Raw genomic sequence first — 23442 nt, 5'->3', positions numbered from 1 at the left:
GGAGCTCATTATGAGTGCACGTGCAGTATCTGAAGCAACGTTCCAGGCCGAGGTTCTCGACTCGGAGAAGCCGGTTCTGGTTGATTTCTGGGCCGAGTGGTGTGGCCCGTGCCGCATGGTCTCGCCGATCCTCGACCAGATTGCCGCCGAGAACGCGGACAAGCTGGACATCGTGAAGGTCAACGTGGATGAGAACCCGCAGCTTGCCGCACAGTTCCAGATCACCTCGATCCCCGCGCTGAAGGTCTTCAAGGCCGGCGAGGTCGCGAAGACCATCATCGGTGCAAAGCCGAAGGCCGCCCTCGAGGCAGACCTGGCCGCTTTCCTCTAGGGAAAACCGCAGAGCAATCGCGCTCAAATACTCAAAAACCCCGGATAATCCGGGGTTTTTGTGTATTACTGGAGCTTTGTGGTGGACGATTATCGCGGGTCGATACTCTGCCCGAGTTCCTTCAGGATGCGGTTGAGGTCACCCACGGTGGCGAAGTCGATCGTGACCGAACCCTTTCGGGCGCCCAGCGTGACCTTCACACGGGTGTTCAGGCGATCGGCGAGGGTTTCGGCTACCTCGTCTAGATAGCCCCGCTTATTGCCCGCTACGGGGGCATTCTGGCGCGGGGGAGCGCTCTTTGTAGCTGCGGCCTCGGCGGCGCGTACCGAGAGATCCTCGTTGATGATCTTGTCGGCCAGGTTGTGCATCTTCTCAAGGTCGTTCACCGAGAGAATGGCACGGGCGTGCCCGGCGGTCAGGACACCGGCCGCCACCTTCTTCTGTACGGATGCCGGGAGCTTGAGGAGACGCAGCGTGTTGCTGATCTGGGGGCGTGATCGGCCGATGCGTTCGGCGAGCTGTTCCTGGGTGATCCCGAAGTCGCTGAGGAGCTGCTGGTAGGCGGATGCCTCTTCGAGCGGGTTGAGCTGGGAGCGGTGCAGGTTCTCGAGCAGGGCGTCCCGCAGCATGTCCTCATCCGCGGTCTCCTTGAGGACGGCGGGGATGCGCTCCAACCCAACCTCGCGGCTCGCGCGCAGTCGACGCTCACCCATGATGAGCTCGTACTTGCCGCTCTGTGTGGGGTGGGTGCGCACCACGATGGGCTGGAGCACGCCCACCTCGCGGATGCTGATCACGAGCTCGGCCAGAGCCTCGGGTTCAAAGTAGGTGCGGGGCTGTACCGCGTTCGGAATGACATCGGCGGGGTTGATGTCGATGAGTCGGGCGCCGGGCACGGATACCAGTGCCGGAGCCTCACCCTCGTTCGCGTTCGGTGCCGCTGCGGGGGTGCTCCCGCTCGGGAAGAACACGTCTACCGGACGTGCCGCGCCGGGGTTGTCGCTCGTGGGAATGAGCGCCCCGATACCGCGGCCGAGTCCCGTGCGTTTTGTTGCCATGATTAGGCGTCCTTTCCGACGGTCTGCTGCTTTTGTTCGTGCTTTCGGCCCCAGACGGCGAGTTCTGCCGCCGCCTCCAGGTAGGAAACGGCCCCGAGGGAACTCGGGTCGTAGCTAATGACGGTCTGTCCGAAGCTCGGCGCCTCGGAAATGCGCACCGTGCGGGGGATCACCGTGTGGAGAACCTGCTGGGGGAAGTGCGTTCGCACATCTTCCGCAACCTGGTTTGAGAGGTTTGTGCGTCCGTCGAACATGGTGAGCAGGATCGTCGAGAGGCGAAGTCCGGGGTTCAGGTGCTCGCCGATCAGCTGGATGCTGCTCAGGAGCTGGCTGAGGCCCTCCAGCGCGTAGTACTCGCACTGGATGGGGATCAGTACCTCGCGTGCGGCGACAAACGCGTTGATCGTCAGTAGGCCGAGCGACGGCGGGCAGTCGATGAAGACGTAGTGGTATTTTCCCTGGGCCTCCGCAAGCAGGGCGTCCACCGCACCGCGGAGGAGGTGTTCGCGGCGCTCCTGGGTTACCAACTCGATCTCAGCGCCGGCCAGGTGAATCGTGGAAGGTGCACAGAACAGGTTGTTGGGGAACTCGGGACTCGGCATCACGACCTCCTCAAGGGCGAACCCATCGATGAGGACGTCGTAGATGCTCGGGGTCTCGGCGGTGTGCTCCACGCCGAGGGCAGTGGATGCGTTTCCCTGGGGATCAAGATCGACGACCAGCACGCGCGCACCGGACTTTGCCAGTGCGGCCGCAAGGTTCACCGTGGTCGTGGTCTTGCCGACTCCGCCCTTCTGATTTGAAACCGCAATGACGCGGGTTTCGCGGGGGAGGGGCACCGGAAACTGGCCGATTACACGGCGACGTTTGCTGAGGTCTGCGATCTCCCGAGCAAGCGGCGTACCTGCGTCGGGCGCGGTGTTTTCACCGCTACCGTCGCGGTCAGGCTGTGATTGTTTCACGTGAAACAGTCTCCGTTCTGTGTCTGCTTAACCGTATCGCGATCAGGAGACATTTGGGGTGCCGATTTCCGCGTGCCGAGGGGATACTGAGGTTTAGCTGTCGCGTCTCGCCGTTTCAATTGGGGGTGCCCCTGTGCCCCTGTGCCGCTGTGTCCCCGCGCTGTGCGGTCAACCCCGTTAACGCTCACCAGGTACATGGTGTGTATATATGCATGTGTGGCGACCCGCGGCTGTAAGGTCGATCCGCAATTCGTTGGCCGCATAGATTCCGTGCGGTGGCGCACTGCGTTCCCAATGGGTGTGCGGGCATTCAGAACTCCACGGGTTCTGAGGATTGTGGCACCCCGTGTGGGCATCCTCGATCTGCCACATCGTTTCACGTGAAACATCTCACCGTGGCGTGGAACCTCTCTCCACGGGTTAGCCAATTCGAAAGCATCGGAGGGCCGCTGTACCAAACCGATGCGCCGCACGTCTCAGTAGCCAACCTACGGGGCCGTCGACAACCATTACCGGCACCACGGTTACGTTCGGGCTCAGGCGGGACTGTTGTTTTCCGGAAACCGAGAACACCGACGCCGGCTTTTCAGGCACTCCCATCCAATACGGCCATTCCGCATCGTCTCGCTCCTCTCCCCACAGTCATCGTGAGACCCGATATCGGTGCAGGGTTGAGGGAGTATGCCTGGATCAGAGCAAACTAACACCCAAGCACAAGCGAAACGGGGGGTCCCGAATCACTGCATTCGTGTGGTGGAGGGAAACGAATGGTGCACGTCAGAGCTACACGACCAGGTCACACGGAATACCTCCAGTCGATGCTGATCCCTTGGCTACGTCCTCGTGCCTAGGGACGTTGGTCGAGCGGTACATAGCTCTACCCCGCCACACTCATTCTCCGGCCGCAATGGGCCCCAGAAACACATCGCTCCTGCATGCAACTTGGTAGGCACTGTGGCCACAAGTATCCCCGCCCACAAAAGCGCCATACTGCGGTAACCAGCACAAAAGAACGCCGCCACCGGCGCTCCTCGCCCCGAACCTCGCGGAGTACAACTACGGACACCTGCGATCGCGAGTGGTTCCAAAGACATCCGGCATAGTGGTGAAACGCTCGCACACCACGGAGTGCTGCGGGCGGACCGACCACGCGCAGCAATCACGGCACCTTGTATTCTCCCCGGGCAACACAGGGCAACTACGAGCTATGTTTCACGTGAAACATGGCAGTGAAAATCCTCGCCAAGAGGTCCCGCGGGCACTGCCGCCACCCATGCAGTCTGGCGAGCATCGACGGACATAGACGAAACGTCGCGAAGCAGTCGCGAGACCGGTTCGCTAACGCAGGGAGCAGGCACGGAACGCCCGTGACGGAATCCCGCCCGATGGGCAGCAGCTAGGGGCAGCACCTAGCGGGCCGTTCTCAAGGGTCGATGGGCACCGCGCAGAGGACGCCAGATGCTCCCAAACGGGATTCGAAAATGCGCGCGCTATGACTCCGGTAGACGACGGTGGATGTAGATTGGTGTCCCTGCACCCGCATAGAGGCGGACCGAGAGCCACATGTGCACATGGGCAACTCCGGGCAGTTTCCCGGGCCGAACGTACCCCGGGGTATCCGGAGTCTGCGCTACATCACGTGTGCACGGCTCCTGTCCGAGATACACAAGCGGGTCCGCAAATCCACACGATAGTCAGCGCTAGTGAGGTGTCAGTCCCTGGGGGCCTCACCTCATGATGGGACCTCACCTCAAGATGACGACACGACCCAGCGGAACGCTGCACTGCCCGCCTGCCCCGAAGTCGAACCCTCACTGGGTCCCGAAAGACCACCATATACAGAGAAGGAAAGCACGCCATCGGGACGAGACAAACGTCACCGCGTGCGCCGTTTTGAGTGAACATTCATTGGAGGTGAGGGTCAGCACGACCGTGGTGGCACCACTCGGGTGCGCACGCCTGACAGTTGAAGAGACGCAGCTCAGGAGATGACTTCCGTGACGCTCGCGAACGGGGAGTGGCACCCCGGCATCAACAGAGGGGAGTCCACAGACCCACCCCGATCTATCGATCTAGACCCAACGTAGAGTCCCTCGTTTCACGTGAAAGACTGACGTGGATTGACGAACTGTACTCAGTGTTTCACGTGCAACGGGGACGCTGAGGAAAGGAATCGCTAGGCGTGCACCGCGGTGAACAGCCAACGATCCTGAATCGCAAACCTCGTCTCGCGCCCAACTCACGGCGCGTGGAAAAGTGTTTCGAAGAGCCCCGCAAGGACTCAACTTCTGGCCACCCACACACGGTCGATCTCGCTCGATTCACGCCAATTCGGCTCGGCACGCATACGAGAACCACCGTCGTACGCGCACATCCGAGCAGGCCAACAGTGGCGTCACACTGCGTCCAATTTCGACGCGCGTCGCGCCCTCTGGATGCTCAGAAGTAAACGATACCGGCACAATGTTTCACGTGAAACGGTGCATCGCACACGACATCAGAGGGGGGCTAATAGTTCAAATGAGGAGAGCAAGGCCAGTGGCTCCCCACCGCGCACAGCTCTTCAAAATGACGAGCAGGTGAAGAAGGACGGCGGAGGAGGTTAGCTGCTAACGGACAGCGGCAACCTCCATTGGCTTCACAATCAGATGCCACTAAACGCGAATCGACGCATTCTCCAAAGGCGGGCGAACATGAAGAACCCTCACTACCTGCGATCATTTTCGAAGAACCGCACCAGGCTATCGAACACGGTCCCTCAGTGCGGTGGACGGTGTGCACACCGCAAAACGAATAGGATCCGACACCGATTGGTGCGCGAACCAGCTTGGGGCAGTGCAACATCGGCACCAGCAACTCGGAGGCAGACGAGAAATTCCTGCGTCTCGACGCCAAAACGTCGAAATCAACGCATTTCCAGAACATCCGATCACAGAAAACAATCAAAATAGCTTCTGACCTGGAATTAAAAACTTCAAAATGCGAAGATTCAATCTAAGAAAGGGTTCGGCGAAGAACGTCGGTGGAAATTACCGGCCCGAGCTTAGGATCAATCTGGACACACCACTTTTGTACATATGAATGACCCGCACCCGCACATAGCGCAACAGAATGATGTAGACCTTTACGCGTGCGCACCAAAAAAGTGAGTGCTCTCAACCAATTTGGTCGAGAGCACTCACTCGTGGGGGAGTGGCCAGAGGCTAGGCGCGAACGAAACCTCGCACCACACGGGTCACCTCACTGGTAACACCCTCGCCGAGAACGTCGACGCGAATATCCGAAACGCGGAATCGACGAATCTCCTTGGCGGCCGCGGCCACCTCAGCCTCCGCGTTGATGCCCTTCATGAGTACGAGCTCACCGCCGTCCCGCAGCAGGGGAGCGGTCAACGGAAGCAGCTTCCGGAAGGCACTCACGGCGCGCGCGGTCACCTGATCGAGCGGCTCGTCGAGCACGACCTCTTCGGCACGGGAACGCAGAACGGTGACGTTCTTCAGCTCGAGCTCGTTCACCTGATCGTTAAGCCACGCGACCCGGCGTTCCATCGGCTCGATCAGGATGAAGTCAACGTCGGGGCGTGCGATGCCGAGAACGAGACCGGGAAGGCCGGCTCCCGACCCGATGTCACCGACCCGACCCGGGCGCAACAGGGGCGCAACAAGGGCCGAGTTCAGGATGTGACGGCTCCACAGGCGGGGGAGTTCGAGCGGCCCGATCAGGCCCAACTCCTCGCCGTGACGGGCGAGGTTCTCGGTAAAAGCACGTGCGATGGGGAGCTGCGCACCCAGGATCTGTGCAGACTCCGCGGGTTCGGCCTCGAGGTTTTCGACGGTCATTTCTTCCTCATTATCTTGGAAAGGCCCCGTGTTTCACGTGAAACACGGGGCCCACACGGGTGATTAGGTCACTCCGTCAGGAGCCCCACAGAGCGCTAGGAGCGCGTGATAACGGTGTGCCGATCGCGACCCTCGCCAGAGGAGTTCGACACGACTCCGCGAGCCGCGACGAGGTCGTGTACGAGCTTGCGCTCATAGCTCGACATCGGCGGCAGAGCGGCGGATGTGGCACCCTGTTCGAGCTGCTCAATGGCCCGGTCTACGAGTCGCGAGAGCTCAGCCTCGCGGGCAGCGCGGGAGCCGCCGATATCCAGGATCAGGCGTGAGAACGCGCCGGTCTTGGACTGCACGGCGAGCCGCGTCAGCTCCTGCAGGGCGTTGACCGTATCGGTGTGAGAGAGGACCGACAGGTTCGAATCTGCCTCATCGCTCTCGGTCACGGCCAGGTAGGCACGGCCATTACGAACATCGATGTTGATGTCGCCATCTACGTCGGCAATATCAAGGAATTCTTCGATGTAATCAGCCGCAATTTCACCCTCCTCCTCGAGCTCAGCGAGGGTGGGTTCCTGGTCGCGAGCCTCACGGGCGACGGGGGAGTGGGAGATTTCGGTCATCACTGTCACTTCCTCGGGGAGTTGTTCGACGATCCGTTACCGGACTGCGGGTCGTTCTTATTGGGCTGTGCGGAGGAACCGGGCTGCTGCGGAGCACCGGCCTTCTTGGCGCGGTTCTTACCCATCGGCTGCTGACGCTGAGCGGGCTTGCGCTCCTCGATAACGATGGTATCGGCTTCCTTCTTCGGCTCGAGCTTGCCCTTACGAGCGAGGCGAGCCTCGCGCTCACGAGCAGCCTCGGAACCGGGCATCGGCATGCTGCGGATGATCAGGAACTGCTGAACCATGGTCCAGATGTTGGTGGTCAGCCAGTAGAACATCACGCCCAGCGGGAAGGCGAAACCGGAGAACAGGAAGACGAAGGGCAGGATGTAGAGCAGGATGCGCTGCTGACGGAACATCGGCGAAGCCTTGGTCTCGTCCGACATGTTCTTCGAGACGATCTGCAGCTGAGTGATGAACTGCGAGGCGGTCATGATGACAACCATGATTGCGGCGATGACCATGACGATGGTCTGCGGGCCGGCCGGGTCGTTCATGGCTGACTGGAAGCTCGCGTGCAGCGGTGCGTTACCAAAGAGCTTGGCCTCACCAAACTCCTTCGCCAGGGTCGCGTTCAGCGGCCCAACGCCAGCCTTAGAGTTCTGTGCGCCATTCAGCACGGAGAACAGCGAGAAGAAGATCGGCATCTGAACCAGCAGGGGCAGGCAGGAACCCAGCGGGTTGGTGCCCGTGTTCTTGTACAGCGCCATGGTCTCGCGGCTCATGGCCTCGCGAGAGAGCTGATCACGCTTGCCCTTGTACTTGTCCTGAATCTTCTTCAGCTGGGGTGCGACCTCCATCATGCGTCGCTGGTTCTTGATCTGCTTCACAAACAGCGGGATCAGAGCGGTACGCACCACGAGCACGAGGCCCACGATCGACAGCACCCAGGTCAGACCGGCACCCGAGTCCATGCCGAACGAGGTAAGCAGCCAGTGCCAGCCCACGAGGAGGAGCTCAACCACCCATTTCAGTGGCCACAGAATAGTTCCTAGGAAGTCCATCGCTTGGGTCAGACCTTTCTCTGGGTCGTTGCTACGACAAAACCGTGCGTCGTAAGGGTGTAGCGGAAGTGTATTTTGGGCGGTACGTCATCGATACCGCCGGCGGCCCAGGGATTGCAGCGCACAATCCTGATGGCACCGCGGAGTGAACCGAGGAGGAGGCCCCTCTGCTGAATCGACCCGAGGGTATACGCCGAGCAGGAGGGGTAGTAGCGGCACACATCACCGTAGAGGGGTGAGATGAGCCGCCGATAAACCATGAGTATGGCGAGCCCCAGGTTACGCGGTACCAGGAGCAGGGTGTCGAGGACGATCATTTCGACACGAATCTGGCGGATACCGCGGCAATATCGGACCGAATGGTCCCATAGTCGGCTACGGCCGCCGAGGGGAACGCCCGATAGACGATCTCCGCGCCGGGAGGAAAGCTGTCTCGCAGCTCAAAGCTCGCCGCCTTGAGCCGGCGCCGCACCCGATTTCGGGTCACGGCGTTACCCACGTTCTTTGCAACAATGAACCCGAATCGCGGAGATCCGCCATTCGGGTTCATGTGCATATATGCAACAGTCACCGCGCCAACGCTCCGTCGTCCTCGACGCACCAGGCGCTTGTAATCGGCGCCCGTGGTGATTCGGAGTTCGGAGGCTAGCACGGTGATGTGCGTTTCGCTTGTAGCTTCGGCGGTATTAGGCCGACAGCTCGGTGCGCCCCTTGCGGCGGCGCGCCGAGAGGATTGCGCGACCCGCACGGGTGCGCATACGCAGACGGAAGCCGTGCACCTTGGCGCGACGACGGTTGTTCGGCTGGAAAGTTCTCTTGCTCATAATCACTCACTCTTGGGTAGGACATTCACTGCCCGGTTCGTAAAGGCAGAGAAAAACTGGGTGCCCGAAGGCTACGTCAACCAATTAAAACTACGGCCAAACACGCGCGGGGTCAAACCGAAGACCAACAAAGCATCAATTATCCACAGATTTTCAGCATTTCACCAGTCTGATGCGCACCCGATTTTTCCGCTAGATTTGGCCGATCGGTGCAGTACCGGTTAGCGTGAGTGGGTCAGTTATCCCCAGATACGGGGGCCTGGATCCCGGTAGATACGCCACTTCAACGCTTTCCGTGGATAAGCCTGTGAATAACTTTTGGGGAGATATGTCCAATCAGATCGACGAAACACAGAAGTCGTGGCAGCAAGTTCTCGACGCGATGTCCCAGGATTCTCGCGTCACGCCGCCCCTTCACGGATTCCTCAATCTGGTCATCCCCAAGGGCGTTATGGCGGGCACTTTCTATCTTGAGGTGCCCAATGAGTTCACCGCCGGACAGCTGAACACCCGGATGAAGGCGCCGCTGATTCAGGCGCTGAGCCAGACCGAGGGTGCCCACGGAGCAAAGACCTTCGCGGTCGTGGTCAATCCCGAGATGATCGAGGACGAGCCCGAGGTCGAGCTGCCCGCAACCGATCCCGACGCCGGCGTGTACACCCCGGAGCAGGTGGTGCCGGCCGCGAGCCCGGTGGGGGAGCAGATCCACCCCGCTCGGCAGAACGACACCCGGTTGAACCCGAAGTACTCCTTCGACAACTTCGTGATCGGTCAGTCCAACCGATTCGCACACGCGGCGACCGTGGCCGTGGCCGAGGCACCCGCCAAGGCGTACAACCCGCTGTTTGTGTACGGCGAATCGGGTCTGGGAAAGACCCACCTCATGCACGCGATCGGGCACTACGCGATGAGCCTCTACCCGGGCATCCGTGTCCGCTATGTCTCCAGCGAAGAGTTCACCAACGACTTCATCAACTCGATCGCCAACAACCGCGGCTCCGCATTCCAGGCGCGCTACCGCGACATCGACATTCTGATGATCGACGATATTCAGTTCCTGCAGGGCAAGGCGGAAACCCAGGAGGCGTTCTTCCACACCTTCAACACCCTGCACGATCACAACAAGCAGGTGGTCATCACCAGTGATCTTCCGCCCAAGGCCCTGACCGGCTTCGAAGATCGCATGCGCTCCCGCTTCGAGTGGGGCCTCATCACCGACGTGCAGGCGCCCGACCTCGAGACCCGAATCGCGATCCTGCGAAAGAAGGCCCTCAGCGAGAAGCTCCTGATTCCGGATGAGGTTCTCGAGTTCATCGCGTCCAAGGTGTCCTCGAACATCCGTGAGCTCGAGGGAACCCTGATCCGGGTTACGGCATTCGCGAGCCTCAACCGCACTCCGGTGGATATGAACCTGGTTCAGACCGTGCTCAAGGATGTGATCACCCTCGATGAGGACAACGTGATCTCCCCGGTGGACATCATCAATACCACCGCCGCGTACTTCAAGCTGAGCGTCGATGATCTCTACGGCTCGAGCCGGTCGCAGGCCATCGCCACCTCGCGTCAGATCGCCATGTACCTGTGCCGCGAGCTCACCAACCTCTCGCTCCCCAAGATCGGGCAGCTGTTCGGTGGTCGCGATCACACCACGGTGATGTATGCCAACAAGAAGATCGGCGACCTCATGCAGGAGCGACGTTCGATCTACAACCAGGTCACGGAACTCACCAGCAGAATCAAGCAGGGACACCGTTTTAACGGCTAAATCCGGTTTCTGACCCCCGAATCGCATTCCACCCGGATGCGGTTCGGGGGTTTTTGCTGAAAAACAGGCCCTGAAAACGTTTTTAAGCGCGCCTCGAATGTGGCAGTTTTCCGAACTCTGGGCCTGTTTTGCGTCGTGACGCGCCCAAAATGAATGTCCGGGAGGCTTCCGGTTTAAAAGTTTTTGACCCCGGAGAGGGTCGATTACGAGCCACTTATCCACAGATATGGGGCTTTCCTCCCCAAGTGCACAATGTGGATAACCATGTGGAAACCTGTGGACAGATTCGGGGAAACCTGTTCACTTAACGAGGCGCCCTGTGAGAAATCCCTTAAATCACGCGGGACGCTCTCCCGGAGCCCACAGCGAATCACACAAATCACACACAGGACAAATACCCCGCTCGCCCAACGGATCAGCGGGAACAAACGACTTATCCACAGTTTCCACAACGGTTAACACCATTAAAGATTCTTAAATGAAATTGGGCGCCCAACAACCTTTGCCCGCTGAGCGGGCAGAAAAAGACCGAGATCGGTCATGGGTAGCTACCCACGAAACACAAAAACTCAGCCAGCACGGCTAACATGGTGTTTCCAGAGCTTGTAAACGACAGGGGAACTCAACGTGCGATTTAGCGTCAATCGCGATGTCTTTAGCGAAGCCGTCTCGTTCACGGTAAAACTGCTGCCGCAGCGAACCACACTGCCGATCCTGAGCGGTGTACTGATCGAGACAAACGACACCGGCCTCACCCTCTCGAGTTTTGACTACGAGGTTTCGGCTCAGACTCAGATCGTCGCCGAGGTAGAAGAATCAGGGTCGATTCTTGTCTCCGGGCGTCTCCTGGCCGACATTGCAAGCCGTCTGCCGAACGCACCCGTGCAGTTCGCAACCGAAGACAACCGAATTCTCGTGACCTGTGGTTCGGCGAGCTTCACCCTGCTGTCGATGCCGGTTGAGGAATACCCGAGCATTCCCGAAATCTCCGGTGAATCCGGGCTCGTTCCCGCCGATGAGTTCTCAGCCGCCGTGGCACAGGTAGCCGTGGCCGCCTCCCGAGACGATGTCACCCCCGTCATCACCGGTGTGCAGCTCGAGGTTTCCGAAAACCACCTGGGTCTCGTCGCCACCGACCGCTACCGCGTTGCGGTTCGCGAGATCGACTGGGATTCCGGCGAGGTCGGCGGCACCGGTGAGACCATCACTGCCCTGGTTCCCGCTCGCACCCTGCAGGAGGTCGGTAAGACCTTCGGTCACTCGGGAAACATCTCGGTTGCGTTCACGAACAAGGACGATCGCGAGCTGATCGCCTTCTCCGCGGACAACAAGACGGTGACCTCGCTCCTGATCAAGGGCACGTTCCCCCCGGTACGTCGCCTGTTCCCCGAGACCACCGAGAACTACGCGGTGATCAACACCGGAGAACTCATCGAAGCCGTCCGACGCGTGTCGCTGGTACTGGAGCGCGAAGCGGCGCTCCGGTTCACCTTCACGATTGACGGTCTCGTGATGGAGGCAGTGGGCTCCGAACAGGCGCAGGCATCGGAGAAGATCGATGCCCTGCTCACCGGTGAGGACATCGTGCTGTCGCTGAAGCCCGCGTTCCTGATTGACGGCCTCAACGCCGTTCGGAGCGAATTTGTTCGGTTCTCGTTTACCAAGTCGGAGAACACTAACAAGCCGGGACCGATGCTGATCACCGCGCAGTCCTCCAAGGACCAGCCCGGTGCTGACAGCTACAAGTACCTGCTGCAGCCCAACCTGCTGCTGCGCTAACCCGAGTCCCACCCGAGACTCACAGATGGAAGAAGAAGAAATGCACATTGGACTGATCGGCCTGGGCAAAATGGGTGGCAACATGCGCACCCGCCTGCGCGCTGGGGGCATCGAGGTTACCGGTTACGACCGCAACGCCGAGGTTTCCGACGCCGCTTCGGTGGCCGAGATGGTCGCGGCTCTGCCCGCCCCCCGTACCGTCTGGGTCATGGTTCCCGCCGGCAAGATCACCGACGCGGTTATCTCCGAGCTGGGCGACCTGCTCGAGCCCGGTGACCTCGTCATCGACGGTGGCAACAGCCGCTTCTCCGACGACTTTGAGCACGCCAAGGAGCTCGGCGCAAAGGGTATCGACTACGTAGACGCCGGTGTTTCCGGTGGTGTCTGGGGTGTCGAGAACGGCTACGGCCTCATGGTTGGTGGCTCCGCTGAGCAGGTTGCCCGCGTCATGCCCGTCTTCGACGCGCTGCGCCCCGAGGGCCCCCGCGAAGAGGGCTTCGTACACGTTGGCGAAATCGGTGCCGGTCACTACGCCAAGATGGTTCACAACGGTATCGAGTACGCCATGATGCAGGCATTCGCCGAGGGCTTCGAGCTCCTCGAGGCTCGTAAGGACCTCATCAAGGACGTTCCCGGAACCTTCGAGGCATGGCAGCGCGGCACCGTCGTGCGCTCGTGGCTGCTGGACCTCCTGGTGCTCGCGCTCAAGGAAGACCCCACCCTGGCCGAGATCGAGGGCTACGTGGAGGACTCCGGCGAGGGTCGCTGGACCATCGAAGAGGCCATCAACAACGCCGTCGCCGTGCCGACCATTGCCGCGTCGATCTTCGCGCGCTTCGTGTCGCGCCAGGAAGACTCCCCCGCGATGAAGGCCGTCGCCGCACTGCGCAACCAGTTCGGTGGACACTCGGTCGTCAAGTCCGCGGAGTAATAACCCGCGGCACGCTTCGTGCCGCCACGCCAGTACCGGGGTGATGACATGATCGTGACGCATCTAAACCTCGCGGATTTTCGAAATTACGCGAGTGCCGACGTCTCCGTGAGGCCGGGTGCGAACCTGTTTGTGGGGAAGAACGGCCAGGGCAAAACCAATTTGGTTGAGGCTCTGGGCTATCTCTCCACACTCGGTTCGCACCGGGTTTCCGGTGACGCCCCAATGATTCGTGCGGGGAAAAACTCCGCGGTCATCCGCGCAAAGCTACACCATGAGGGACGCGATCTGCTGGTCGAGGTGCAGATCAACCGCGGCGCCGCCAATCGCGCCCAGATCAACCGCGGCCAGATCAAGCCGCGTGAACTTCCGCGCTACTTCTCCAGCGTGCTCTTCGCCCCCGAGGACCTCGGCATTATCCGGGGCGATCCCTCGGCGCGGCGCCGCTTCCTGGATCAGCTCCTCGTGCTGCGCACCCCGCGACTTGCCGGAGTTCTGGCCGACTATGAGCGCGTACTGCGCCAGCGCAACACCCTGCTCAAGTCCGCTCGTGCCACCGGCGTCAAGGAGGCGCAGCTCACGACCCTGGAAATCTGGGACGACAAGCTCGTGACCCTGGGGAGCGAGATTATCGCCGAGCGGCTCGTGTTGATATCCGAGCTGCAGCAGCCCATCCGTACGGCCTACTCCGAGGTCGTGGGCGCCGATCACAGCCCAGGCCTCGTGCCGATTCTGTCGATCCTCGGGAATGACACCGATACCGACGACCCTGAAAACGTGGTGTGGAATCCGGGCAGCGGCGCCGAGCGTGGTCAGATCATGGCCACGTTCCGGGCCGCTCTGATCGAAAAACGGCGCTCTGAGCTTGATCGTGGCGTGACCCTGGTGGGTGCGCACCGTGACGATGTGCGCTTTGACCTCAACGGATTGCCCGTGAAGGGCTATGCGAGCCACGGAGAATCCTGGTCGTTTGCGCTCGCCCTGAAGATCGCCTCCGCCGAGATTTTGCGGCGTGATTCGCTCCTCGGCGATCCGGTGCTCATTCTCGACGACGTGTTCGCCGAGCTGGATCAGCGGCGCCGCGCCCGCCTCGCGGGCATTATTTCGCGATACGAGCAGGTGTTCATCACCGCCGCGGTACTCGAGGATATTCCCGAGGAACTCACCGCGCACATCGTGCATATTCGCTCGGGCACTGTTGTCGACCCGGAGGTGATCGATGCCTTCGCCGAAGGATAAGCGCCCGGCCGAGGCCATGGCCGTGTACGAACACTTCAAGTTTGTGTTCACCGGCACCCGGCATCGTACGCGCAAAAAGCGTCAGGATCCGCGGGATTCCGGCGAGAGTATGCCCTATGGTCGCGGCCGAGAGCCGCGCGGGCTGGGCGATGTGATGAGCGCGCTGACGGTGCAGCTCGGCTGGGATTCGAACCTGTCGCGGGCCGAGCTCATGGACAACTGGATCGCGCTGGCGGGGGAGGAGACGGCCAAACACTCCACCCCGATCGCCGTCGAGAACGGCACCCTCAGCGTGCAGTGTGAGTCGACGGCCTGGGCCACCCAGTTGCGATTGATGCGGCTGGAAATCATGAAGCAGATCGCGCTGCGCTATCCGGATGCCGGCATCGAGGGTATCCGGTTTGTGGGGCCGAACGTCCCGTCCTTCAAACGTGGGCCACGATCGGTTCAGGGCCGTGGTGTGCGCGACACTTACGGGTAACCCAACAAAAGTGGTCGGCCGGCCAAAAAACCCGCCGTAGAAGCCAAAATAGCCGCCTATTTGCGGCAATTCTTGGTAGACTGAGAGGGTCGAATTCACGACGGTTTGGAGCCCAATTTCATATGTCATCAGAACCGAATATGTCGGCACAGTCAGGCGACTACGGCGCGAGTCAGATTCAGGTTCTTGAGGGTCTCGAGGCGGTCCGCAAGCGGCCCGGTATGTACATCGGATCCACGGGACCTCGCGGTCTGCATCACCTCGTCTACGAGATTGTTGACAACTCGGTAGATGAGGCGCTTGCTGGCTACTGCGACAACATCATCGTCACCATCCTCGAGGACGGCGCCGTGCGCGTTGTCGATAACGGCCGCGGTATCCCGGTCGATATCCACCCGGTCGAGGGTAAGTCCACCGTCGAGGTGGTCCTGACCATCCTGCACGCCGGCGGTAAGTTCGGCGGCGGTGGATACGCCGTTTCCGGTGGTCTGCACGGTGTGGGTAGCTCGGTGGTGAACGCCCTGTCGACCCGACTCGACGTCGAGGTGAAGCGCCAGGGCAACGCCTACCGCGCGACCTTCCACAACGGTGTTGCGGACGCCCCGCTGTCCAAGGACGAGGCCACCGACGAGACCGGAACGACGATTACGTTCTGGCCGAACGCCGAGATTTTTGAAACCGTCGAGTTCGACTACGACACCCTGCGCACCCGATTCCAGCAGATGGCATTCCTGAACAAGGGTCTGCGCATCGAGCTGATCGATGAGCGTGTCGATGAGATCGAGGAGCCCGCCGAGGGCGAGGAGGCCGCGGCCCCGGTCAAGAAGCACAACGTGTTCCACTACGAGCGTGGCCTCGTGGACTACGTGGAGCACCTCAACCGTTCGAAGCGTTCGGAACTGGTCAACGAGGAGATCATCTCGTTCGAGCAGGAGGACACCGAGCGCAAGATCGCGCTGGAAATCGCGATGCAGTGGACCACCTCGTACACCGAGAGCGTGCACACCTACGCGAACACCATCAACACCCACGAGGGTGGTACCCACGAGGAGGGCTTCCGCGCCGCACTGACCACCCTGGTCAACCGCTATGCACGCGAGAAGAACATCCTGAAGGACAAGGACGACAACCTCTCCGGTGACGACGTGCGTGAGGGCCTGACCGCCGTCATCTCGATCAAGCTCGGTGAGCCACAGTTCGAGGGCCAGACCAAGACCAAGCTGGGTAACACCGAGGCGAAGGCCTTCGTTCAGAAGGTCGTCGGAGACCAGCTCTCCGACTGGTTCGGCCGTAACCCGCTGATCGCGAAGGCGATCATCACCAAGGCACTCTCCGCCGCTACCGCGCGTTTGGCGGCCCGCAAGGCGCGTGAAACCGCGCGTCGTAAGGGGCTGCTCGAGGGTGGCGGTATGCCCGGAAAGCTCAAGGACTGCCAGTCGAAGGACCCCTCGGTTTCCGAAATCTTCATCGTCGAGGGTGACTCCGCCGGCGGTAGCGCCGTGCAGGGTCGCAACCCCGAAACCCAGGCCATCCTGCCGCTGCGCGGAAAGATCCTGAACGTCGAGAAGGCTCGCCTCGATCGTGCGCTCGGTAATGCCGAGGTACAGGCGATGATCACCGCGTTTGGCGCGGGTATCGGTGAGGACTTCAACCCGGAAAAGGCGCGCTATCACAAGATCGTGCTGATGGCCGATGCCGATGTTGATGGCCAGCACATCACGACCCTGCTGCTGACCCTGCTGTTCCGCTACATGCGTCCGCTGATCGACCAGGGCTACGTGTACCTGGCCATGCCGCCGCTGTTCCGCCTGAAGTGGTCGAACTCCGCTCACGAGTACGTGTACTCGGATGAGGAGCGCGATGACAAGCTCGCCGCGGGCCTGGCCAAGGGCAAGCGCATCCCCAAGGACAACGGAATCCAGCGCTACAAGGGTCTGGGTGAGATGGACTACAAGGAGCTGTGGGAGACCACCATGGCCCCCGAAACCCGCACCCTTCGTCAGGTCACCATGGAGGACGGCGCCGCCGCGGACGAGATCTTCTCGACGCTGATGGGTGAGGACGTCGAGGCTCGACGCACCTTCATCCAGCAGAACGCGAAGGACGTCCGGTTCCTTGACATTTAGCGTTTCTGCGGCGCACCCGCACTCCGGATTTAACTCTGGGAGCCCCCGCGGCTCCCACGGCGATAGGTAGTGAATAACTGATGAGCGACGAAACGAACATCGAAGAGACCCCCGAGCACGGCGACTACGGCGTGCACGGCAAGATCGACCAGGTGGATCTGCGTCAGGAGATGCAGCGCAGCTACCTCGACTACGCCATGAGCGTGATCGTGGGGCGTGCGCTCCCCGAGGTGCGTGATGGGCTGAAGCCCGTGCACCGCCGCGTGATCTACGCAATGTACGACGGTGGATACCGCCCCGACAAGGCGTTCTCGAAGTGTGCCCGCGTCGTGGGTGACGTGATGGGTCAGTTCCACCCGCACGGTGACTCGGCGATCTATGACGCCCTGGTCCGTCTGGTGCAGCCCTGGTCGCTGCGCTACCCGCTGGCCCTCGGCCAGGGAAACTTTGGTTCCCCGGGTAACGATGGCGCCGCGGCCCCGCGATACACCGAAACCAAGATGGCCCCGCTGGCCATGGAGATGGTGCGCGATATCGACGAGGACACCGTCGACTTCCAGGACAACTATGACGGCCGCACCCAGGAGCCCTCGGTTCTGCCGGCGCGCTTCCCAAACCTGCTGGTCAACGGCTCCGTCGGTATCGCCGTGGGTATGGCCACGAACATTCCCCCGCACAACCTCCGTGAGGTGGCCGCGGGTGCCCTGTGGCACCTCGCCAACCCTGAGGCGCCGCGCGAGGAGGTTCTTGAGGCCCTGATGGAGCGCATCAAGGGACCGGACTTCCCGACCGGTGCCCAGATCCTCGGTGTGAACGGCATCAAGGATGCCTACCGCACCGGCCGCGGATCGATCACCATGCGTGCCGTGGTGAGCGTTGAAGAGATCCAGGGTCGTACCTGCCTCGTCGTGACCGAGCTGCCCTACCAGGTCAACCCGGACAACCTGGCGATCCGCATCGCGGACCTCGTCAAGGACGGCAAGCTGCAGGGTATCGCGGACATCCGGGACGAAACCTCGGGTCGTACCGGTCAGCGCCTCGTCATCGTGCTGAAGCGCGATGCCGTGGCCAAGGTCGTGCTGAACAACCTGTACAAGCACACTCAGCTGCAGGAAAACTTCGGCGCAAACATGCTGGCGATCGTTGATGGTGTGCCGCGCACGCTGTCGCTGGACGGCTTCATCACCGCCTGGACCGCACACCAGGTCGACGTCATCGTGCGTCGCACCCAGTTCCGCCTGCGCAAGGCCGAGGCCGACGCCCACATCCAGCGCGGCTACCTGGCCGCCCTCGATGCCCTCGACGAGGTCATCGCGCTGATTCGTCGCTCCCCGGACGTCGAGCAGGCCCGTGCGGGCCTGATCGACCTCCTGAAGGTTGACCAGCTGCAGGCCGATGCGATCCTCGCGATGCAGCTGCGCCGCCTGGCCGCCCTCGAGCGTCAGAAGATCATCGACCGCGCGGCCGAGCTCGAGCGCGAGATCGCCGAGTACAAGGCGATTCTGGACAGCCCGGTACGTCAGCGCGAGATCGTGAGCGAGGAGCTCACCGAGATCGTCGACAAGTACGGCGATGACCGCCGCACCGAGATCATGTACGGCTTCGATGGCGACATGAACATCGAGGATCTGATCCCCGAGGAGGAGATGGTTCTGACCGTCACCCGCGGCGGATACATCAAGCGCACCCGCAGCGACAACTACCGCTCGCAGCACCGCGGCGGCAAGGGTGTCAAGGGTGCCCAGCTGCGCGCCGATGACGTGGTGGAGCACTTCTTCGTGACCACCACGCACCACTGGCTGCTGTTCTTCACCAACACCGGCCGCGTGTACCGGGCCAAGGCATACGAGGTGCTGGAGGCCGGCCGTGATGCCAAGGGTCAGCACGTTGCCAACCTGCTCGCAATGCAGCCGGGGGAGGAGATCGCTCAGATCCTCGACATCCGCGACTACAAGGCGGCCGAGTTCCTGGTGCTCGCGACTCGCGGCGGCCTGGTCAAGAAGACCGCGCTGTCCGAGTACGACACCAACCGCACCGGCGGCATCATCGCGATCAACCTGCGCGAGGGCGACGAGCTCGTCTCGGCCATGCTGGTTGAGGAAGACAGCGACCTGATGCTGGTGTCTCGCCAGGGCATGTCGATCCGATTCACCGCCGATAACGAGGCGCTGCGGCCGATGGGCCGCTCAACCTCGGGTGTGACCGGCATGAAGTTCCGCGGCGACGACAACCTGCTGTCCGCCTCGGTGCTGCCGCCGGCCGGTGACGAGGGCTACGTCTTCGTGGTCACCGAGGGTGGTTTCGCCAAGCGTACCGACGTCGAGCAGTACCGACTGCAGGGCCGTGGTGGCCTGGGAATCAAGGTGGCCAAGCTCAGCGAGGATCGCGGCGAGCTCGCCGGTGCCCTCGTGGTCGGCGAGGAGGACGAGGTGCTCGTGGTTCTTGCCAGCGGCAAGGTGGTACGCTCTGCCGTGGCCGAGGTTCCGGCCAAGGGTCGAGACACGATGGGTGTCGTCTTCGCCCGATTCGCAGACAATGACCGTATTATTGCGCTTGCGCGTAATAGCGACCGTAATCTTGACGGCCAAAACGGGGAAGATGAGACCAACGCAGAGGTAGCTGCGGATGCGTCCGAGAAGGAAGAATAAGCATGTCCACTAGCGTTGCCGAGAAGCTCGCAAAGAAATCCACCAAGAAGACCAACACCAAGCAGGTTCGCCTGAAGCTGGTCTACATCGATTTCTGGTCGGCGCTGAAGATTTCCTTCCTCGCGGCCGTCGCGATCGCCGTGATCACCGTGGTGTTCTTCTTCCTGGTGTACACCGTGCTGCAGCAGACCGGCGTGTTTGAGCAGATCAACAACCTCTACAAGACGGTTGCCGGCGGGGAGGCCAAGGAGGGCGCGGGAGCGGACCTCATGGCCATCTTCGACCTCGGTCGAATCATGGGCTTCGGTGCCGTGCTCGCAATCCTGAACCTCGTTGTGGTCACCGCGCTGGGTGCCATCTCGGCCGCGCTGTTCAACCTCGCGGTCAAGGTCACCGGTGGTGTTCTGGTGGGCTTCACCAACAACTAGCAATTCCCGGCCGTGCCGGTGCCCCGAATCGGGCGCCGGCACGGCTTTTTTGTCCCCCGGACAGGTCCCCATCGAGGCCCGGATTTCCGGGGAACACGCCGCCCGGCGACGTCGATTTGAGAAATGATCCAAACCTCCGGTATTCTCATTTATGTCCACAGGGGGCTATAGCTCAGGCGGTTAGAGCGCTTCGCTGATAACGAAGAGGTCCCAGGTTCAAGTCCTGGTAGCCCCACTCTGAGGAAGTTGATTACTCAACATCCTTCGAAAATTGGGGCCTTAGCTCAATTGGTAGAGCGCCTGCTTTGCAAGCAGGAGGTCAGGAGTTCGATTCTCCTAGGCTCCACAGGATGAAAATCACCCCGTCGAAAGACGGGGTGATTTTGTTTTACCCAGGGGCGTGAGCATTCCCCCGACCGCCGCGGCGCCCCGGATTCGCGACGAACGTGCAGCCGGGAAGCTTTCCTCGCGAAACCCTCGCCGGGTAGCGTGGGGGAATGGACATCCGCGTCGCCGCTTACGGCATCATTTCCGATGGCTCCCAGATTCTGCTTGCGCACTGGAATGAGCACGGACACTCGGGCTGGACGCTGCCCGGCGGCGGAATCGACCCGGGGGAGGACCCGGCGGACGCCGTGATCCGTGAAATTCGCGAGGAGACCGGCTACGAGGCCGAGGTGATTCGCCTGATCGGCATCGATTCGTTGGTAACGCCGGCGCACCGTCGCCTGGATCCCACCCGAAACGTCCCGTTGCACAACCTGCGCATCGTTTATGAGGCCCGCGTTGTCTCGGGAGAGCTCCGCTACGAGGAGAACGGCTCGACCGACTGGGCCGCCTGGCAGCCGCTGGACGGCGTCGGTACCCTGGGCACCGTGAGCCTGGTACCGGCCGCACTGGCGCTGTGGCACGCTCAGGGCGGCCCTCAGGCGACGTAACCCGCCCGAGTCGGGTGAGAGTACCTCCGGGGTGGCTCGCGGCCGGAGCGGCCCTTCAGACGACCCAACCCCACTCCGCAGGGCAAAAAGGTACAACAAAGGGCTCCGAGAAAATCCTCGGAGCCCTTTTGCACGTTCGCGCGGCGGATGGTGGCCGCCGCGGACGTGAGGTCTTCTAGCCCTCGTTGCTGGTGGGTTCGTCCTCCGAAACCCACAGCTCATCGTCGGCGCGGAAGGTCTGCCACAGGGCATAGGCGACACCGGCGGCGGCGAGCACGCCGGCACCGATGGCGAGCACGCTGCCCACGCCGCGCTTCTTCTTCTGCTTCACCGGGGCGGCAACCGCGGCGGCGCGCTTGAAGGCGGCCTTCGGGTCTACCCGGGCGAGGGCACTCTGCACGCGCTTGTCGCGCGCGACATCGCCGATCGAGAGGACGGTGCCCACGGCCGCGCCGATGGCGGGGACCACGCGGTGATCGACCGTGTGCTTGGCGTTGTCTACAACGTCGCGGCCGATGGCGGCGCCGCGGTTCAGTACCGGCTGGACGTGCTGCTCGTAGGACTGCACAACCCCGGGGACAACCTGCTCACGCGAGTAGTTCCCCACCTGACGGCCGGCCTCGCGGGCCACCGAGTTTGCGTGCTCCAGCAGTTCCTGCTGGGCAGCCCAGAGGGCGCTGGCATCTCCCTTGAGGCGCTTGATTTCTTTCTTGCGCTGACGCGACAGATTCACTCTGGACCTCCATTGCTCGTTTTGGACGTGTCGGTTAACCATCTTGCCACCGAATCCCGAGAACTCGACCCGATGCGTCAAAACAAGTATGCGAGAATTGAGCCATGTCAAAGCACACTGCCGTCGCAACCATCCACACCAACTACGGTGACATCCTTGTAAACCTCTACGGCAACCACGCGCCGAAGACCGTAAACAACTTCGTAGGTCTCGCCACTGGCGAGCAGGAGTGGGCCGACGAGCGTAGCGGTGAAAAGCGCCAGACCCCGCTGTACAGCGGCACGGTCTTCCACCGGATCATCCCCGGTTTCATGATCCAGGGTGGCGACCCCCTGGGCAACGGAACCGGCGGCCCGGGCTACAAGTTCGACGACGAGATCGTTGACGACCTGACCTTCGATTCCCCCTACATCCTGGCCATGGCCAACGCCGGCAAGATCGGTGGCCGCGGTACCAACGGTTCGCAGTTCTTCATCACCGTTGCCCCCACCACCTGGCTGCACGGCAAGCACACCATCTTCGGCGCCGTCGAGGATGAGGCAAGCCGCGCGATCGTTGACAAGCTGGCCGCGGTTCCGACCGATGCCCGCGACCGTCCGATCGATGACGTTGTCATCGAGAGCGTCGACATCGCAACCGTTTAATTTACGGACCCGGGTCTCACGATGAGTTCAGATTTTGGGGCCCGGTCCAGCGGTGTCTGCTATCGCCACCCGGATCGTGCGAGCTTTGTGCTGTGTCAGCGCTGCGGTCGCACGATCTGTGGCGATTGCCAGACCCAGGCTGCGGTGGGCGTGATCTGCCCCGAGTGCCTGCGCGAACAGCGTGCCTCGATGTCCACCGCCCAAAAGCGCGCCTCGCGCTGGGGTGGCCGCGGTGCACTCGCTACCCGCACGCCGAGCGTGACCGTGGTGATCATCGCGATTACCGCCCTCGCGTACATTCTGCAGTGGCTCGTTCCGGGCTTCACCCAGACGTTCTGGTTCGCGCCCATTCATGCTGAACCTCAGCTGTTCCAGCCGTGGCGCATGCTCACCTCGGTGTTCCTGCACTCCACGGGCTTTATCTTCCACATCCTGCTCAACATGTACACGCTGTGGATCTTCGGCCGAGTGCTCGAGCAGCAGCTGGGTCGCGGCCGCTTCCTCACGCTGTATCTGATGGCCGGTTTTGCCGGATCGCTCGGCGTGATGTTCCTCGCTCCCATCGATCAGCCGGTTGTGGGAGCATCGGGTGCCATCTTTGGCCTGATGGGTGCCTTCATCGTCATTCAGCGGCGCCTCGGCAACGAGATGCGCAGCCTCCTGGTACTCGTGGGCCTCAACCTCGTGATCGGGTTCCTGCCCGGCATGAGCATCTCCTGGCAGGCGCACCTCGGTGGCCTGATCGGCGGCGCCATCTTCGGCTGGATCTGCTACGAGAGCCGCGGCTCCAACCAGACTCGAAAGTTCTGGCTCCTGACCAGCCTGCTCGGGGTCGTCATGATCCTGCTGTCGCTGTGGCGGTTTGCCTTCCCCACCTTCGCGTGAGCGTAGCGACACCATAGATATAGACAAAAGGGCCGGATCCCGCGGGATCCGGCCCTTTGTTTGTCCGTGTGGAGGAGTTATCCACGTGCGTGTCCACAGGGACTCACAGGGTAATCCCCAGGGTTATCCCCAGGGTTGTGCACAGCCTGGGGATAGTTACATGAGTGT

The 23442-nt window shown here is 61.7% G+C and carries 21 protein-coding genes and 2 tRNA genes; 14 read left to right on the top strand and 9 right to left on the bottom strand.

From position 1 onward, the window contains the following. The first annotated feature begins 10 nt into the window (after window positions 1–10). Entirely contained in the window at window positions 11–331 is a 321-nt protein-coding gene (trxA, locus tag D9V32_RS10065) for a thioredoxin (protein ID WP_121648784.1), read from the top strand. Window positions 332–420: 89 nt separating this feature from the next. On the opposite strand, the gene D9V32_RS10060 is transcribed toward trxA, so the two are convergent. The 8 genes from D9V32_RS10060 to rpmH all read right to left on the bottom strand — a co-directional run bounded on the left by D9V32_RS10060 (window position 421) and on the right by rpmH (window position 8677). Continuing rightward, complete coding sequence (locus D9V32_RS10060) at window positions 421–1389, bottom strand: ParB/RepB/Spo0J family partition protein (protein WP_121648783.1); 969 nt, start codon at window positions 1387–1389, stop codon at window positions 421–423. Between the two features lie 2 nt (window positions 1390–1391). Then, window positions 1392–2351 (bottom strand): ParA family protein, encoded by a 960-nt coding sequence (locus D9V32_RS10055; RefSeq protein WP_281272135.1) that lies wholly within the window; start codon window positions 2349–2351, stop codon window positions 1392–1394. A 3203-nt stretch (window positions 2352–5554) separates the two neighbouring features. Then, the gene (gene rsmG / locus D9V32_RS10050; protein ID WP_121648781.1) at window positions 5555–6190 is read right to left on the bottom strand and encodes a 16S rRNA (guanine(527)-N(7))-methyltransferase RsmG; all 636 of its coding nucleotides are present in this window, start codon (window positions 6188–6190) and stop codon (window positions 5555–5557) included. Between the two features lie 95 nt (window positions 6191–6285). Beyond that, complete coding sequence (locus D9V32_RS10045; protein ID WP_121648780.1) at window positions 6286–6807, bottom strand: Jag family protein; 522 nt, start codon at window positions 6805–6807, stop codon at window positions 6286–6288. Between the two features lie 5 nt (window positions 6808–6812). After that, window positions 6813–7853, bottom strand: a complete 1041-nt coding sequence (gene yidC / locus D9V32_RS10040; protein ID WP_121648779.1) for a membrane protein insertase YidC — start codon at window positions 7851–7853, stop codon at window positions 6813–6815. A gap of 8 nt (window positions 7854–7861) precedes the next feature. Further along, window positions 7862–8170: a membrane protein insertion efficiency factor YidD gene (yidD, locus tag D9V32_RS10035; protein ID WP_121648778.1), complete on the bottom strand. Its 309-nt coding sequence runs from the start codon at window positions 8168–8170 to the stop codon at window positions 7862–7864. Further along, window positions 8167–8505: a ribonuclease P protein component gene (rnpA, locus tag D9V32_RS10030; protein ID WP_121648777.1), complete on the bottom strand. Its 339-nt coding sequence runs from the start codon at window positions 8503–8505 to the stop codon at window positions 8167–8169. The genes yidD and rnpA overlap by 4 nt, the downstream gene beginning before the upstream one ends. A gap of 34 nt (window positions 8506–8539) precedes the next feature. After that, on the bottom strand, window positions 8540–8677 hold the full coding sequence (gene rpmH / locus D9V32_RS10025; RefSeq protein ID WP_022895130.1) for a 50S ribosomal protein L34: 138 nt from the start codon (window positions 8675–8677) through the stop codon (window positions 8540–8542). A 328-nt stretch (window positions 8678–9005) separates the two neighbouring features. Here rpmH and dnaA point away from each other — a divergent pair, with 328 nt between their 5' ends. The 11 genes from dnaA (at window position 9006) to D9V32_RS09970 (ending at window position 21012) form a co-directional block, all read left to right on the top strand. Then, the gene (gene dnaA, locus D9V32_RS10020) at window positions 9006–10442 is read left to right on the top strand and encodes a chromosomal replication initiator protein DnaA (protein ID WP_121648776.1); all 1437 of its coding nucleotides are present in this window, start codon (window positions 9006–9008) and stop codon (window positions 10440–10442) included. Between the two features lie 627 nt (window positions 10443–11069). Next, the gene (gene dnaN, locus D9V32_RS10015) at window positions 11070–12221 is read left to right on the top strand and encodes a DNA polymerase III subunit beta (protein ID WP_121648775.1); all 1152 of its coding nucleotides are present in this window, start codon (window positions 11070–11072) and stop codon (window positions 12219–12221) included. A gap of 25 nt (window positions 12222–12246) precedes the next feature. Beyond that, window positions 12247–13152: a phosphogluconate dehydrogenase (NAD(+)-dependent, decarboxylating) gene (gene gnd, locus D9V32_RS10010; protein WP_121648774.1), complete on the top strand. Its 906-nt coding sequence runs from the start codon at window positions 12247–12249 to the stop codon at window positions 13150–13152. Between the two features lie 48 nt (window positions 13153–13200). Then, complete coding sequence (gene recF, locus D9V32_RS10005; protein ID WP_121648773.1) at window positions 13201–14391, top strand: DNA replication/repair protein RecF; 1191 nt, start codon at window positions 13201–13203, stop codon at window positions 14389–14391. Then, complete coding sequence (locus tag D9V32_RS10000; RefSeq protein WP_121648772.1) at window positions 14372–14872, top strand: DciA family protein; 501 nt, start codon at window positions 14372–14374, stop codon at window positions 14870–14872. The genes recF and D9V32_RS10000 overlap by 20 nt, the downstream gene beginning before the upstream one ends. 122 nt (window positions 14873–14994) lie before the next feature. Beyond that, window positions 14995–16998, top strand: coding sequence for a DNA topoisomerase (ATP-hydrolyzing) subunit B (gyrB, locus tag D9V32_RS09995; protein ID WP_121648771.1), 2004 nt, complete (start codon window positions 14995–14997; stop codon window positions 16996–16998). Window positions 16999–17078: 80 nt separating this feature from the next. Then, window positions 17079–19646 carry a DNA gyrase subunit A gene (gene gyrA, locus D9V32_RS09990; RefSeq protein ID WP_121648770.1) on the top strand — a complete coding sequence of 856 codons (2568 nt, stop codon included), beginning with the start codon at window positions 17079–17081 and terminating at the stop codon, window positions 19644–19646. A gap of 2 nt (window positions 19647–19648) precedes the next feature. Further along, a complete protein-coding gene (locus D9V32_RS09985; protein WP_121648769.1) occupies window positions 19649–20074 on the top strand; it encodes a DUF3566 domain-containing protein in 426 nt (141 codons plus the stop codon). A gap of 161 nt (window positions 20075–20235) precedes the next feature. Beyond that, window positions 20236–20309: transfer RNA gene (locus D9V32_RS09980), tRNA-Ile, on the top strand. A 38-nt stretch (window positions 20310–20347) separates the two neighbouring features. Continuing rightward, window positions 20348–20420 (top strand) — tRNA-Ala (locus D9V32_RS09975). A 151-nt stretch (window positions 20421–20571) separates the two neighbouring features. Further along, window positions 20572–21012 carry an NUDIX hydrolase gene (locus D9V32_RS09970; protein WP_121648768.1) on the top strand — a complete coding sequence of 147 codons (441 nt, stop codon included), beginning with the start codon at window positions 20572–20574 and terminating at the stop codon, window positions 21010–21012. A 175-nt stretch (window positions 21013–21187) separates the two neighbouring features. Here the strand turns inward: D9V32_RS09970 and D9V32_RS09965 are convergent, their stop codons facing one another. Further along, window positions 21188–21745: a DNA helicase gene (locus D9V32_RS09965; protein ID WP_121648767.1), complete on the bottom strand. Its 558-nt coding sequence runs from the start codon at window positions 21743–21745 to the stop codon at window positions 21188–21190. Between the two features lie 104 nt (window positions 21746–21849). Between D9V32_RS09965 and D9V32_RS09960 the strand changes: the two genes are divergently transcribed. Further along, a complete protein-coding gene (locus D9V32_RS09960; protein WP_121648766.1) occupies window positions 21850–22389 on the top strand; it encodes a peptidylprolyl isomerase in 540 nt (179 codons plus the stop codon). Between the two features lie 21 nt (window positions 22390–22410). Next, a complete protein-coding gene (locus D9V32_RS09955; RefSeq protein WP_121648765.1) occupies window positions 22411–23274 on the top strand; it encodes a rhomboid family intramembrane serine protease in 864 nt (287 codons plus the stop codon). Window positions 23275–23442 lie beyond the last annotated feature (168 nt).

It is taken from the genome of Mycetocola tolaasinivorans, from assembly GCF_003667565.1.
Classification (GTDB): domain Bacteria; phylum Actinomycetota; class Actinomycetes; order Actinomycetales; family Microbacteriaceae; genus Mycetocola; species Mycetocola tolaasinivorans.
The sequence above is the reverse complement of the archived record's forward strand: the minus strand, read 5'-3'. Positions and strand labels throughout refer to the sequence as shown.